We start from the raw sequence: 14,651 nt of genomic DNA on the forward strand, positions 1-14,651 counted from the left end.
AAATTCAATGTTACATAGACAACATCCCGCACTACTTTTTTAGTGATCCGGGATGTTTTTTCGGATCTAACCAACTCGGGCGAACCTTCTTGAGACAGTATCTTATAAAATAAAATGTCAGTTATGGATTCATAGAAGTGTAGATATACACTGCTGTCATTAGTGCCTGGTTGTTCTAATTTTGCATAAATTTTAATTATCCGTATCATCTCTCCTTGGTGGTACCCCATTTACTGTTTGTTTTTAAAGAAATGCCCCCTACTTAAAGGATTAGACCACAAAGCATGTATTCAAGCTGATACAATTAAACTTTAATCTTATTTCTGCACTTTTATTCGTAAAACTAAATCATATTTTTATGCTAAAATTAAGTAGCTCGATGATGCTAAATAGTAGTTTCTTTAAAGGACGACTTTTCGGTGCATCAATTGTCGGATATAGACATTCTTTTTTTTATATAGTAAGTATTGAAAGGGGAAAGAATACGTGGAATGGCTAGATAGAATGAATTATGCACTAGACTACATTGAAGATAACCTAGTTCAAGATATAGACTATAAAAAGATCGCACAAGCCGCTTGTTGTTCTGAGTATCATTTTTCTAGAATGTTTTCATCTATAGCAGGTATACCCTTATCAGAATATATAAGAAGGCGTCGTTTAACTCTCGCTGCATTTGAAATCCAACAAAGTGAGAGTCGCATCATCGATATTGCAATGAAATATGGTTATTCATCTGCTGATTCTTTTTCTCGTGCATTTCAAAAAATGCATGGAGTAAAACCTTCAGCGATAAGAAAAAAGAGCATACCATTAAAAGCCTATCCTAGAATCACCTTTCAAATAACGATTAAAGGAGATTCCGAAATGGATTATAGAATTGAAAATGTAGAATTTGATTTGAGAATTGTTGGTAGGAGTAATACTATAAAAACAAGTCGTGCGTTTAAAACAATACCATCACTCTGGAATGCCTCAAAAAAGAATGGTTTTACTAAAAAGTTAATCGATATGTCATGGGAAAATCCCAAATGTACATTAGAAGGTCTTCTAGGTATTTGTGGAAAAGAAGCTGCTATAACAGAGGAAAAGTTTAATTATTTTATGGGAGTAAGATATAATGAAGAGCCTCCCACTGAGATGGAAACGTTGATAATTCCTGCAAGTCTATGGGTGGTCTTTCCAAACATCGTAGATGCTTGGAAAAGGTTATATACAGAATGGGTCCCCAATTCAGGCTACGAACTTGCTAACCTGCCATGCATCGAGTGTTATTATGGACCAAAGCATAAACCAAGACACGAATTATGGGTTCCTATCTTAGCTAAACCACCTAAAAATTGAGTAACAGTTCTACCATAAGGAGGATAGGATCTAATAGAAGGATTAACGAAAGTATCTAATAAAAAATTCCCCGGTTTGCTAACATCACTATAGCGGTATTTATCTGAAAATAAGTAGCAACGTTTAAGGTAGAAGTCTTCTGTTTATGAAAGAACCTAAGCAAAAAGAACCCATTTTGAATAATATCCAAAATGGGTTCTTCAACTACTAGAACTATCTTTGTATGAATTATTTTTTTACAGCTTCAAAAGTAATTAATTTGGTTTGTTTCGAAGGTGGTTTTTGATAATTGTACTCTGCCGAACATGTTACTTGAGAGAATCCTATTTTCTCCAAAAGTAGTTTGAATTCTTCCACCCCATACCAACGTATGACAAACTTCTGTAATTCCGTGTCTTGTAATTCACCTTTTTTCCATTTTTCATACCTTAAGTGAGATAATGTATATTGTTCAACCCAATCAATTTCAATTGATTTGTTTTCCAATATGATACCTTCATTACTAGATAAAGAAAAAGTTGAAGTGAAAATTTCTCCTGTATTCCAATCACTTGGTATTAATAGATCAAGTATTAAGCGTCCATTTGGGATAAGATGATTATAGAAACACTTTAAAGCATTTTTAGCATCTTTTATATTCTCTATTAAACAAAAAGAACCAGTTGGAATCACAATTACCTCATATTTTAAAGGCAATGAAAAATCACATATATTAGCTTCATATAAATTTGGCTTTAATCCTCTTTTGTCACAACGTTTACGACAAGAGGCTAACATCTCGCTAGAATAATCAATACCATCAGCATGATAACCTTTTTCTAACAAAGGAATTAAGAATCGTCCTGATCCTGATGCCGCCTCTAGTATCCGTCCCTTTGTACCTTTTAGTCTCTCAAAATAGTACTCAATATCACCTTGTACGGAATGACCAACTGGTTTAGTGAAATCATAAAGCTCTGTACTTAACTTACCATAATAACTAAACAATTCAATTCCTCCGATTTTTTATGCGGAAGAATATTATTTGGTTTATTAACTCTTCCGCACCTTTATAGTATTGGTTATGTAAAAAGAGCAGACTTTCATAATGTTTCACTCACTTTCTATTAAAATATAAACTAAGTATATATTTTAATGGATGATATTACAAATATTTTCAAATAATTCGACATAGAAATAGCTTTACCAGACATGTTATCCCAACAAATATATAAACAAGTATCATTTAGTGCTTGTACCCTAAATATGCGTATAAATCGAACTTAAAGACTAAGCAAATAAATTGTTACAATAAAGCAATATATAAGAAATCAAAATAATTAATTTGTTTATAACAAAGAATATTAAAATATAAGGAGATTCCTGGATTAATCTAGTCTTGAATTGAGCATAATTACGTGCTATTTATTTTAATTTATAAATCATCTGTATAATTAATAGGCAGATGATTATCAGTAAAAGATTTTCAGCTATTTTTTGAGGGATTTTAGGTAGAAGTAGAAGACCTATCTGCGAACCAATAATAGAACCAATAGCCATTGAAATTGCATAAGACCATATGATAAATCCTGTTTGAAAAAATACAATAAATCCCCCTGCACAACTTCCTAGGATTAGAACCCTCGTCATTTGGACAGCCTTCATATAAGTATGGCTGTTTTTCATATAATAAATAATACTAAATGTAGAAGAACCTGGGCCAAATCCCCCATCATAGGCAGCCACAAACAAAGGAATATATAAATTCATCTTATATGTAAGAGGCTGTTGATCAAATTGGATATTAGCTGTCCATTTCTTATTTATCAATGTCACTATTAATGCAAGATTAAGTAATAAGAATGCTACAATATTCATCGTCTTTTCATGAATATGGGAAGTTAATAACGATCCACCCATTCCTCCTAAAAATGCTACTAATAAATTACTCATTATAGACCTTATTGAAAGCTCCTTATGACGAATGAGATAAAATACACTTGAAAATGCAGCTATGCCAGAGGAGAACTTGTTCGTAGCAATACTCGTTTGAATTGGAATACCAGTTAACATCATACCTGGTATAGTAATTAAACCAGCTCCTCCCGCTAAAGTCCCCAAAAAAGAGGCTCCTAATCCAATAAGAATTAAAACGAAGAAATGATAGCTGCCTCCTTTTATTTCCCATATCCATGTTCCAATGCCAATTATTGACATAACAGTAAGGAAGGAAATGACATATATTTTTCTATGCCTCTTTTGTTTTCTCTGGTGTGTGAATTCTTCTTCACCGATTGGTGTATTCAATATTTCTCCCCCCCCTTTACTACCCTTTATATAAATGGTATACATTATATAATGATAAATCTAATATATATTTTAAATTTTTTTATAAGATTTTTTTATGAAAGGGTTTTATCAATGAATCTTCACTCACTTCGAATATTTACTACTGTGGCATCTATAAGGAGTGTTACCGAGGCTGCAAGAGTTCTTTCTATTAGTCAACCTGCTGTAACCATTCAAATACGTAATTTAGAAAAAGAAACAGGATTGAAGTTAATTAAAGCAGAAGGAAGAGGAATAAAACTGACTAAAGAGGGGCAATTTTTATTTAAACACGCTGAACGTTTATTTGATATGGAAAAAGACATTGAATATAAACTGAGGCAATTAGAAAATGGAAAACAAGAAAATTTACGGATAGCATCAACTTATTTACCAGCTAATTTTTTATTACCCTTATGGCTAGCTAAACTAAAAAAAGACTCACCCCTAGTAAAAGTAGAACTATATAGTGGTAATTCAAATGAAGTAATTGAACAATTACTTCACTATAAGGCAGACATTGCTTTTGTAGTAAACGAAGATTGGAACCAATCAGACTTAAACCTCCACCACCTAGTGGATATCGATTTTTGGTTTATTGTCCCGATAGGTCACAAATACGATGGAAAAGAGATATTACTATCCGATTTAGTTCAAGAGCCATTTTTATTAAGAGAGGAAGGGAGCTCTACAAGAGAAATTCTTTTTTCATTATGTAGGGTTCACGGTGTTACACCTCCCCGTGTAGGTTTGCAGTTTCATGGTTTAAATGAATCTATTCGTTCAGTTATAGCCGGATATGGTGTAATGCTAGCACCCTCTCTCGCTATACAAGAACACTTGAATCGTAAAGAGGTGGGGAGAGTTAAAGTTAAAGGCGTTGATATTAAACGACCTGTATACCTTTGCAGTCGGAAAGAAGATAAGGAATTATCCCCCAATATAAAAAATTTTCTTGATTTAGTAAAAAAATACTATTAAAAAACTCAATTACTAAAATAACAAGCAAATAAAAGACAAAACGAAAGGGCATGCGTCCAATAAAATACGGTGTCCATCCCCTAACTATAACTAACTATTAGATTACTTCACTAAGTTTAGAGTTTCTAATCATCATCTTTCGTTTACACTTAAAACCTTTAAGTCAGTGTATTACACATTTAGGCTTTTCTCCTTATTTTTCTGTATTTTGTGTAATTTTTCATAACAAATCGTGCCATCGGCTGTGCAATCAAAACTTCAATCCAAAAAGCTATGAAAAAATTTCGGGCCAGGCATAAAAGAAGTTTTGAATCGGTTCTAGACTTATCTCTTTCATGCCAATCCAAGATCTGATCACTGTTAGTAAAGTAGATAAAATCGTTACACTAAACAATATATGGAATAAAACTCTAGCATTAAAATCGTCTGTTGGTTCAATAAATTTTTCTACTAGCTTATTAACAATCGGATTAAAGTATTTATCACATAATCACCTGAACAATTTCATTTGAAGAATCAGTTCAATGTATAGATTCTATCATCACTCCTTTAAAATAATACGTTTTCAGCGATGGCTTCAGTTCCTTTGGAAAGCAAGACCGCTTTTCTGCGGAATCTTCAGCTCAGCTGTTTCCGAAGGATAAGGAAGATTTCGCAGCGATACATCGCACGCAGAAAAAGCGTTCTTCTTTTTCAAGGAGTCACGTTTTTTGACTATGCTTTTTTATCGTTCAGCTTTGGGGTTAACTATGTTAGTTTCGCCCTAGACCCTACGACTATTAATTTTTAATTAATATTATTACATCATAGTCTACTTCATCTATAAAGTAGCTCCCGCTAAAACTAACTTCAAATCCGCCTGGTCCAGTTAACTTCAAATCTGTTACTATTACCATACTTCTGAATAATCTGCTAAATACTTTAAATATCGAATGATCAAAGTCAGTAATATGTAAGCTATTATCGTATTTAATATAATATCCTTCACCAAAATAACTATCACCATTTATAATAAATTCGCTAATTTGCTTAATAATATTCCCTCCCCTCATCTTCTACTATTCGACAAAAGGGAATATATTCCTGCGTAATTTTACCCAAAAATAAATTACATAACCAAATCTAACAAACTACAATGTAAAGAGAAACGGTGGTACAGGTTCTGATTAAACACATACCACCTTTTTATGGAACCATATATTTTTAAAGACTCCGATTCTAATTCTTATAAAGTAAAATCTAGTTTACTTTACACTTGTCACTGAACGGATTGGCAGTAAGCTTCCGATTAACGCAATAGCTGTAGCTGCTAGAAACATTTTTTCAAAACCAAATACTGCAATTCCCTCCCCACTGCTGAAACAGATTTAATAATAGATAGTAACGAAGTTATCGTCGCTTTTACATTTTGATGGAATGATAGCCGCAAATAACAATAGAAAGCCCTCACTGATTATAGTGAGAGCTTCAGCATAAAATGTGTTTTTCTAACTATTGCACGTAGCTTTTACCGAACATTAAACAATAAAATGAGTAAACCAAGCGATATATTTCGCCCCTGGTATAAACAACAATTGTGCAAGCAGCGTTCCTAATAGCCTCGAGATAATCATCAGCAAGGAAATGTTTTTAAGTGTTTGATAACTTCCTCTCCGGTTAACTACATCGTCAGCTACTACCGAAACCTTTGGATCTACGAAGATAACTAGCAGTATTGTTGCAATCCCATTTATTAAACCTGATGCCATAATTGCTGTGGACGAACGCTCAGGAGCCAGTAATGCTGCGTATAAGGCAGATAGCACGCCAATTGTATAAATTGCGGTTATTATCATATTTACAAAAAACAATCTAATTGGAATATCCTTGAGCGTAGTACCTTTCAAGTATGTAAATCTTGGTAAACTAACATGCTTTAATCCACGCTTCATATACTCTAAAGAAACAATTCTCTTAAATAAAGATGGAACAGAACCTCTCTCTTCAGATAGGTAAATGATTGCCCTTGAGAAGAGTGCTATAAAAGTAGGAAGTAATAGGATTCCAAATACTGTCCCAATTGTTGACGCACCTATGAGAATGCGAAATTGTGTTTCTACAAATTCTTGAGCATTATGAACTGGTGCGGTATCGATTAAACTACCTGTAAAAGGTTGCTGCATCATATTAGCTAATCTTGAAACCATTACCATTATATTAAAGAGAGATAACGCTGAAGCAATCATCTTTACTCTCGCCCCAGATAACCTAACAGCATAAGCGAGTGTTTCAATAGAATGAATGATAAAGATAAATAAAGCTATAACTATTAGTTTTTCAGTTAAAAATTCCAACTCCATACCTTCTTTTTATTCACTAGTGGTGGTTATTACATCTAGTAAAATTCTATAATATAGCATTATAACATCTTATATCACGATGTCTTTATTGATACGAAAAACATACTATGGCTAGATTTATTAACCATAAAATTAATCTTAGCACAAATATTGGTACAATCATAAATCCTTGTTTTTAAAGCGTATTTAAAGGGAAATTTAACGTATGATGATTTTATCCCACATATAACTGGCAGTAAGCCCCCCCACTGATTGAGGTTTCACTTTATAAAATATTATTTTCGAATTCTTGCAATTATCCCCTTATTAACTTCTATTAACGTTCTAACGTTTATCTTTACTAATGAATTAATGGAGCCTCCACCTGTATAAACATATTCTAATTCTGTTACTTTTGGATCGATTAAAAAGGTTGCAGCAAAACCAAAAGATGGAACTCCTCCTATTGGATAACCTGTTTGTCGTAATACCTCATCCTCATCCGCTAGACGTGGACGATCTATATGTAATGCCTTGCCTACCCTTGATGTACTTGCTCTGTCTTGACCATTGACAATTGCTACAATTAATTGACCTTCTTTACTAATCATGCAAATATTCTTAACAAACTCGCAGATTCTACCTCCTACAGCATTTGCAGCTTCCCGAACGGAGTGACAGGACTCGTTTACTTCCAGATATTCTACATCTAAATGATTATCATCAATATACTGTTTTATTTTTTGACCTGATTTCATCCGAATAGTCCCCCTTGTCATGTTAAGTTATTTTACTAATTACTAGCTATATTGTCTAGTTTCTTTACGAAGGTACAGTAAATACTGGAACATTAATCTTTATAAATGATAATTTTAATGTAGTTTTTTTCATACAATAAACTGAGGTGAAAAAATGGCAAGAGTAAATTATCGAAGTTCTGATGTTGACTTGATGGCAAGGATGATGAGAGCAGAGGCTGAAGGTGAAGGAAAACAAGGAATGTTATATGTTGGAAATGTTATCGTTAATCGTGCTAAAGCAGATTGTCTAGATTTTAGAGATGTTAAAACCATTTCACAAGTTATATTTCAAGTACAAGGAGGGAATTATTCTTTTGAAGCTGTTCAAAAAGGAAATCTCTTTTACAATAGGGCGAGATCTGTTGAAAAAAAACTAGCAAAAAAGAATTTGGATTATTGGAGGGAACATCCAGGGAAATATGCTCTTTGGTATTTTAATCCATATGCACCGTGCCCTCCAACATGGTATGATCAACCTTTTTCTGGTCAATATAAAAACCATTGTTATTATGAACCGGCAGCGGGAAGCTGTGAAAGTGTTTATATCGGAGGCTAAGTTACATTTTCTAACTAATTTTTAACATAATATAATCAAACAAAATATTGAAGCTTTGTAATATCCTCTTAACGTTCCTTTCTACTGTTCTTTCTCATACGGCTCACAACCTTTCGCATTATGAAAAAGCTGTTTTCCTAAAATGTACAGGAAAACAGCTTTAATGATTCCAAGCTGCTTTTTTAAACGTATTTCTTAAAGAATCTTGCCAAAAAACGCTGTTAACTTAGGTACAGCTTGATTTACATATTCAGGGATATCATACAAAGCAACATGTGTTGCACCTTCAACCCAGAATAATTCCTTTGGACCATTTGATAATTCGTAGAATTGTTCACTATAACTGCGTGTGTCAGCTTCTGTTCCATTTGTCTCTACAGTACGCTGCTTCGCAACGACTTCAAGTGTTTGCAATTGCCTTTCAGCACTATCTTCTCCACGTACCATTCACCGAAATCCACTGCACTAACAGTTGCAACTGCTTTGATACGATGTTCCGTTTGAACTGTAGCTAGGAATAACCTCTATGCCATAACAAATAGGCACTATATGCATTGTGAAAAGCCTAACAATTCCTTTTCTCTTCTTTTATAAAGCTAAAATAGAAATATTTTTGCACCTTTAACTTAGGAGAAACATACAATATAAATATAGTACTAGCAACAAGTAAAAGCCCCCACCATGGTGAGGGCTAGACCGTTTTAATAATTCCAACATTTAATAATATGAGTCACAAAAGCGACATTTCTTTTTAAATTTCTTTTCAAATTTCTTTCTACAATGATCACAGCAGTCATGGCTTTCATCATGGAAATAATAAAAACATTCTTTCTTTTTGCAATGGAAACAATCACAATGGAACTTCTTTTTACACCAGTCACAAAGATGATGGTGTTTTTTATTACAAGAATGACAATAACACATAACCATCCTCCTTTCTTTTATTTCATTTTATGAACATACAAAGGAAAATGATTGGACAGGTCTCATAGTATAAATTCCACTAATTTTTAATATATTCCTAAAGTTATATCTTACGGATGAATTACCAAACGTAATGAGGATGGTTTAAATAATCTGTGTTTTTATTCCATCCATAGTTTATTAGATAAGAATAAGACTATATGATACTAGACAACAAGCCAGTTTTCTGTACGTCCAGAGATAAAATGGCTTGTTGCAATTCGTTTGTTTTCTATATAGTTCTTTAGAATGACCTCAGAATCGTCACCCAGTTAACATGGGTGGCCTTTATTTAGTTAAGCTAGTTATAAATAATCTGCTTCACTTTATAAATGGTATAATATAGCAATCGAGAAGAAGTATCGTTTAAAATAATTTGATATAGTTGACAGGATTAAGAAAAATGGTAATAAAATCGCTTAAAAGAACAACTAAATAAAGGGGGATAAATCATGAAAACAACCCGATCAAAAGATGGTACAATGCTAGCTTATGATACCTATGGTAAAGGACCTGCTCTAATTTTTATAACAGGAGCCACTTGTTTCCGCTCATTTGCACCAGTCTTGCATGATGCCAAGGTGTTTGCAGAAGAATTTACAGTCTACAATTATGACAGACGTGGGCGGGGTAACAGTGGTAATACAATGCCATACGCAATGGAACGTGAACTAGAAGACATTGAAGCGATGATAGACGTAGCTGGAGGTAGAGCTAATATATACGGACATTCTTCTGGAGCTATTCTTGCGCTAGAAGCTACAATCCGACTTGGCCAGAAAGTAAAAAAGCTGGTTATGTATGACCCTGCCTATTCAAACGATGAGGCAAACCAAGAAGAATTCAAAGCGTTAAGTCAGGGATTATATAGATTGCTTGATAGTGGTAAGCATGACCAAGCAATCCGTATTTTCTTGGAAGGGATCGGTACACCTAAAGAAGTGATTATGGGTATGCAGCAATCACCACAATGGGAAACGATGGTAGCACTTGCCCCTACCCTTGCCTACGATACTACATTAGCTTTGGATTTACCACCTGTTACACGAGCTGCTCGTCTAACTACACCAACACAAATAATTGTTGGCGAAGAAAGCCCTACCTCTATACATGATACTGCCAACCAACTTAGCAAGGCGATTCCAAACTCAGCATATTTTCAACTAGAAGGACAGGACCATATGCCTAACCCTGAGATGTTGTTACCAGTACTATCAAGATTTTTAAAACCATAGGCTTTAAATAAATTTGCCTCAGGAATAAAAGGTGGAGGATAGTAAATAGTGTTGATCAGCTATAAAAAAATATGAAAAAGTGAGTAATTTATAACAAACATGCAATAAACGTATTACGTAAACTAATACACAAGATGATTTTAAATTATCTTCTATATGTTTACCTTCTCTTTTTCCTCCTTTTTACGGGGGACTTTTTATGTTTGAAAACATGTGTAGCTTAGTTAGAAAACGGGAAAAGATTTATGAGCAGCCCCTTTCCCAAGCCATATCCACTCTCGCTGCTCTCAATCTATAATGTAATAGAGTGGATAAACTTAAAGGGCATTTTCATTACAATGTCCTTTAAGTACTACTCATCTACTATAGCCTCAGTGTTAAAGACCATACATCTATTCGAATACGAACCAAAAAATTCCTCCCCTGTTAAATTGGATATTGATAACTACTCATGTATTTAGTACTCTGTTGACAATTTGCTCCTGATTTAAAACTGTGCTTCTTTTCAATATTACTGCAATCCATTTGTGTGTCATTAAGTATAAATCAGTATATGCAGCTTAAATTTAGGTATTTAGTAAATAAAAGATTGACCTTCAAGTAGCTTGAAGGTTTATACTTTCTTTTGTAAGTAGTTGTAGGAGGAATGACAGATGAGTGGAGCACATGCAAACTTGAAACAACAATCCGTTAAGAAAGTATTTTTTCAGTATTTCTTTCCTTCATTATTAGGAATGATGCTGATGTCGATAAATATCCTTATCGATGGAATATTTGTAGGTAACGGGGTCGGAGCTGAAGGGCTAGCTGGTGTCAACCTTGCCATGCCAGTTTTCTCGTTAATATTCTCGATCGCACTATGGATCGGTATTGGTGGGGGAACCATTTATTCGATCTATACCGGAGGCGAGCAGTTGACTAAAGCAAGAAGTGTATTTTCATTGGCTATTGTCAGTGCGTTATTGCTGCTATTAATCGTTGGCGTTTTCGGTTATGTTAATGTAGAGGCGATTGCAAAACTGCTAGGCGCAAATACAGATACCCTTACTCATACCGTCGAATATTTGAAGATTATGTTCTTGCTTGGTTGGCTAATTGCTTTACAACAGCTGCTCAGCATCTTTGTCCGAAATGATGGCAGCCCAACCTTGTCGATGGTTGCGCTTGGTGCGACTGCAATTATTAATATCGGGCTAAATTACTATATGATTTTCGTCTTGGAGTTAGGAGTCTTAGGCGCCGCGCTTGCAACTGCCCTTGCAAGCTTCGCTGGTTTACTCGTCCTATTGCTCCATTTCTTTAAAAAGCATTCGAATCTAAGAAGCCCTTCGTTCCAGTGGTCATGGAAAATGCTTGGAAGCATCTTCTCGATCGGCTTCCCAAGCTTTCTAGCTGAAGCGGGAACCCTTGTCTTCGTTGCTGGGTATAACTTAGCAGTCGTTGGTTTGCTTGGCACAGAAGGAGTCGCTGCTTTTTCAGTCGTCAATTATTTGCACGGCTTCATGTTCCTTTCATTTTTTGGAATAGAGTCAGCACTACAGCCATTAATTAGCTTTTACCATGGAGCAAAAGAGAAAGTGCGAATCAAAGAGAGTGTAAGGATTGGCGAGAAGGCATCGTTCACGCTGGGGGGAATCCTACTTCTCATCGGCTTGTTTGCTGCACCTTTACTCGTATCACTCTTCGGACTCGAATCTGATGAGGTACGTAAATTGGCTGTGCAGGGCATTCGATTGTTTTTCATAGGCTATATCTTCCTTGGATTTAATTTCGTTTACATGACTTATTTTCAGTCCATTGGAGAAATTCGCCCATCGATCATTATTATTTTGTTAAGAAGCTTTGTTTTTATCTTGGTTTTACTATGGTTATTACCAAAGTTCTTTGGTATTGCTGGTGTGTGGTTAGCACTTCCAATTGCTGAAATGCTCGTTGCATTGCTACTCTTTTTTATCACAAGAAAACATGTGTTAAAGCACCGGTAAAAGGCACATCTAAAATAGACGGATCAAACTAGAATTCGGCACCTTTTTAATTTTGATTCTCCTGCTTGATATTTACTACGTTACTCATCAAGCAGGAGTGAAAATTGAGTCAGTGAAATAACAGGACTTATGACTTCCTATATAGAATTATGGAGTTAAAGTAATTATATAAATAAACTTAATTATTCAGAGGTGTGAAAACAGGCAAAAAAACTGAAGAAATAAGAGACTAAGACAGCTTGCATGGAAAACACCTCACACTATAGTTACTTTAATAATGTACTAGAAAAAAAGGTACTAATAGAAGCCTAGTTGAGATAGTATGTGGTTTAGGCTGGATAGCTCAATCCATCAAGAATCACCCGTACTTTTTGCATATTTTATTCCAAAATAAACTAATGTAAGTACGAAAACCGATATCCAAATCCATTGATTTTCTACAATAAAAATAAGCATAGCAGCAATAACAATTACGGTTAAATCTAATTTCTTTTTTATATTTTTTTGAGTTAGTATAAAAATTATTATTAAAACAGCTATAACTGAAGCAATTATATGAAGTTTCATTATTCTAGATCCCCTCCCACCTTCTATTTTTATAGTAAGCCGATTAGTGGATATTATCAACAAAAAAGAGGAAGGAAAAAATTTTAAAAAGAGGTTTTATCATTTTGGCTTGCGGTAATTTTTCATCCCCCTTACATAAATTATTTCGTTTTTCTTTAATTGAATAGTAATTCCAGAATTGCAATTAATATAAAACGTTCTCATATTACCCCAACGAGTATAAATGAATTCTTATATTATTAATTAACAACTGAATTATCAATAACATATTCATATAATTCTACCTTCTTTTTAATCAGTTCTCCACATATTTTTCTGTATACGGCGGTTATATCTAAACTTCGTTAGCAAAATGCTCCTCAAATTCCTTTATTTTCCCCTCAACATTCTTAGTATATCCCTTTAGCCTCATAGACTTTTTCAATACTCATTGGCTTTTTGGAGTCAAATAAGCCATTATAAGCAAATACTGTTAAATCCACTTTGAAGGAACACTTATTAGAATTACAATGCTTTTCTTTTTTATTTTTATGGTAATCATCTCCTATATATCTTGTCTTCTTTTATAATTAATAATGTGAGAACTTTTATTCATTTATTTATGTTTTTTAGCAAAAGTAGATAACTATGAATTTTGTGGAATCGATATTTATGCAACTATGTTTGAAGTTTTGTGAACCAACTGAAAAGACCAATTAGGTTAGTACTAATTTTAAAAAGTAGGCTTATGTCTTAAACATAGGTAGATATCCATACATATCATAAAACTGTTATGAAATTAAAAAAACTCTGGAGGAATTTATATGTACGATACAATGTTTAATCAGAATCATTTGTCCTATCAAACGGATCAGAGTCATTTGCCTTATCATAAAATTATTAAAACAATCCAACATTGTGAAGCTGTTTGTGAATCTACCATATATACAATTCTACAAATGGATAGTTCTAGCCATAGAAATGAACAATTAAGACTACTGAGGGACTGCGCTGATACCTGTACGTTAACTGCTAAGAGTATTGCACGTAACAGTTATTTTGCAAAATCTATTGCATCGTTATGCGCACAGATTTGTGAGGTTTGTGGAAATCATTGCTTACAACACCCTGATCAGCAATCACAATATTGTGGTAAAACTTGCTTACATTGTGCTCAAGAGTGCCGTAATTTTGCAATAAACATGTAGTTTTGCACATATTCTAATCAGATATCTCCTGAAGAGGGAGAGTTAAGGGTTAAGGGAAGTTTAGATAAGGAAACTCTGAACTAGACTCTGAGTATACAAAGTTATATTGAAATCCACCCTGTCAAGTCAGTCAGTGTAAATAATAAAGGTTGTCTAGGCGGCCATTGCCCTATATTCCATAGGGCTTTTTCCATTTAGTCGTTTTTGTTGATATTTTTTCGTGATAACATTGGATATAAGCATAATAGTTTTAGTCAGTGTTTCATACGTGTGATAATCCTTTTGATGTAAATAACACTTTCTACACTTTAACACCCTAACCTGTTGACGAATAGATCTTGGATAAATGTCCGATTGGTTCAAAGGCCTTTAGGTCATACCCTTGTGGTAATAACAATCCGTGGTGGA

General features: G+C 34.0%; 13 protein-coding genes. 6 read left to right on the forward strand and 7 right to left on the reverse strand.

The window, feature by feature from the left end:
* Positions 1-486 precede the first annotated feature (486 nt).
* Complete coding sequence (locus tag RVS70_RS00580; protein ID WP_121605156.1) at positions 487-1,344, forward strand: AraC family transcriptional regulator; 858 nt, start codon at positions 487-489, stop codon at positions 1,342-1,344.
* 228 nt (positions 1,345-1,572) lie between these two features.
* Here RVS70_RS00580 and RVS70_RS00585 read toward each other — a convergent pair whose 3' ends face one another.
* Positions 1,573-2,331, reverse strand: coding sequence for a class I SAM-dependent methyltransferase (locus RVS70_RS00585; RefSeq protein WP_121605157.1), 759 nt, complete (start codon positions 2,329-2,331; stop codon positions 1,573-1,575).
* Positions 2,332-2,748: 417 nt separating this feature from the next.
* Positions 2,749-3,630, reverse strand: a complete 882-nt coding sequence (locus RVS70_RS00590; RefSeq protein WP_240455745.1) for a sulfite exporter TauE/SafE family protein — start codon at positions 3,628-3,630, stop codon at positions 2,749-2,751.
* A 114-nt stretch (positions 3,631-3,744) separates the two neighbouring features.
* Here RVS70_RS00590 and RVS70_RS00595 point away from each other — a divergent pair, with 114 nt between their 5' ends.
* Complete coding sequence (locus RVS70_RS00595) at positions 3,745-4,632, forward strand: LysR family transcriptional regulator (protein WP_026683129.1); 888 nt, start codon at positions 3,745-3,747, stop codon at positions 4,630-4,632.
* Positions 4,633-5,411: 779 nt separating this feature from the next.
* Here RVS70_RS00595 and RVS70_RS00600 read toward each other — a convergent pair.
* The 3 genes from RVS70_RS00600 to RVS70_RS00610 all read right to left on the reverse strand — a co-directional run bounded on the left by RVS70_RS00600 (position 5,412) and on the right by RVS70_RS00610 (position 7,708).
* On the reverse strand, positions 5,412-5,684 hold the full coding sequence (locus tag RVS70_RS00600; RefSeq protein WP_026683128.1) for a hypothetical protein: 273 nt from the start codon (positions 5,682-5,684) through the stop codon (positions 5,412-5,414).
* A gap of 465 nt (positions 5,685-6,149) precedes the next feature.
* Positions 6,150-6,965, reverse strand: a complete 816-nt coding sequence (locus tag RVS70_RS00605; RefSeq protein ID WP_166530738.1) for a lipid II flippase Amj family protein — start codon at positions 6,963-6,965, stop codon at positions 6,150-6,152.
* Positions 6,966-7,246: 281 nt separating this feature from the next.
* Positions 7,247-7,708, reverse strand: coding sequence for an aminoacyl-tRNA deacylase (locus tag RVS70_RS00610; RefSeq protein WP_026683126.1), 462 nt, complete (start codon positions 7,706-7,708; stop codon positions 7,247-7,249).
* Between the two features lie 154 nt (positions 7,709-7,862).
* Between RVS70_RS00610 and RVS70_RS00615 the strand changes: the two genes are divergently transcribed.
* Positions 7,863-8,306: a cell wall hydrolase gene (locus tag RVS70_RS00615; RefSeq protein ID WP_026683125.1), complete on the forward strand. Its 444-nt coding sequence runs from the start codon at positions 7,863-7,865 to the stop codon at positions 8,304-8,306.
* 195 nt (positions 8,307-8,501) lie between these two features.
* On the opposite strand, the gene RVS70_RS00620 is transcribed toward RVS70_RS00615, so the two are convergent.
* Positions 8,502-8,753 carry an alpha/beta hydrolase gene (locus RVS70_RS00620; RefSeq protein WP_205388566.1) on the reverse strand — a complete coding sequence of 84 codons (252 nt, stop codon included), beginning with the start codon at positions 8,751-8,753 and terminating at the stop codon, positions 8,502-8,504.
* 968 nt (positions 8,754-9,721) lie between these two features.
* On the opposite strand from RVS70_RS00620, the gene RVS70_RS00625 reads away from it, so the two are divergent.
* Together RVS70_RS00625 and RVS70_RS00630 are read left to right on the forward strand one after the other, a co-directional pair.
* Entirely contained in the window at positions 9,722-10,504 is a 783-nt protein-coding gene (locus tag RVS70_RS00625; RefSeq protein ID WP_026683124.1) for an alpha/beta fold hydrolase, read from the forward strand.
* 653 nt (positions 10,505-11,157) lie between these two features.
* A complete protein-coding gene (locus RVS70_RS00630; RefSeq protein WP_026683123.1) occupies positions 11,158-12,489 on the forward strand; it encodes an MATE family efflux transporter in 1,332 nt (443 codons plus the stop codon).
* 351 nt (positions 12,490-12,840) lie between these two features.
* On the opposite strand, the gene RVS70_RS00635 is transcribed toward RVS70_RS00630, so the two are convergent.
* On the reverse strand, positions 12,841-13,056 hold the full coding sequence (locus RVS70_RS00635; RefSeq protein ID WP_034679495.1) for a hypothetical protein: 216 nt from the start codon (positions 13,054-13,056) through the stop codon (positions 12,841-12,843).
* A gap of 803 nt (positions 13,057-13,859) precedes the next feature.
* Here RVS70_RS00635 and RVS70_RS00640 point away from each other — a divergent pair.
* Positions 13,860-14,243 carry a four-helix bundle copper-binding protein gene (locus RVS70_RS00640; protein ID WP_321132388.1) on the forward strand — a complete coding sequence of 128 codons (384 nt, stop codon included), beginning with the start codon at positions 13,860-13,862 and terminating at the stop codon, positions 14,241-14,243.
* Positions 14,244-14,651: the final 408 nt, after the last annotated feature.

It is taken from the genome of Virgibacillus sp. M23, from assembly GCF_034190895.1.
Classification (GTDB): Bacteria; Bacillota; Bacilli; order Bacillales; family Amphibacillaceae; genus Virgibacillus; species Virgibacillus salarius.

Excerpts from the sequence above, each read along its gene's own strand:
- RVS70_RS00595 (WP_026683129.1), top strand. The coding sequence starts at position 3,745 with ATGAATCTTCACTCACTTCGAATATTTACTACTGTGGCATCTATAAGG.
- RVS70_RS00600 (WP_026683128.1), bottom strand. The coding sequence starts at position 5,684 with ATGAGGGGAGGGAATATTATTAAGCAAATTAGCGAATTTATTATAAAT.
- RVS70_RS00610 (WP_026683126.1), bottom strand. The coding sequence starts at position 7,708 with ATGAAATCAGGTCAAAAAATAAAACAGTATATTGATGATAATCATTTA.
- RVS70_RS00615 (WP_026683125.1), top strand. The coding sequence starts at position 7,863 with ATGGCAAGAGTAAATTATCGAAGTTCTGATGTTGACTTGATGGCAAGG.
- RVS70_RS00620 (WP_205388566.1), bottom strand. The coding sequence starts at position 8,753 with ATGGTACGTGGAGAAGATAGTGCTGAAAGGCAATTGCAAACACTTGAA.
- RVS70_RS00625 (WP_026683124.1), top strand. The coding sequence starts at position 9,722 with ATGAAAACAACCCGATCAAAAGATGGTACAATGCTAGCTTATGATACC.
- RVS70_RS00630 (WP_026683123.1), top strand. The coding sequence starts at position 11,158 with ATGAGTGGAGCACATGCAAACTTGAAACAACAATCCGTTAAGAAAGTA.
- RVS70_RS00635 (WP_034679495.1), bottom strand. The coding sequence starts at position 13,056 with ATGAAACTTCATATAATTGCTTCAGTTATAGCTGTTTTAATAATAATT.
- RVS70_RS00640 (WP_321132388.1), top strand. The coding sequence starts at position 13,860 with ATGTACGATACAATGTTTAATCAGAATCATTTGTCCTATCAAACGGAT.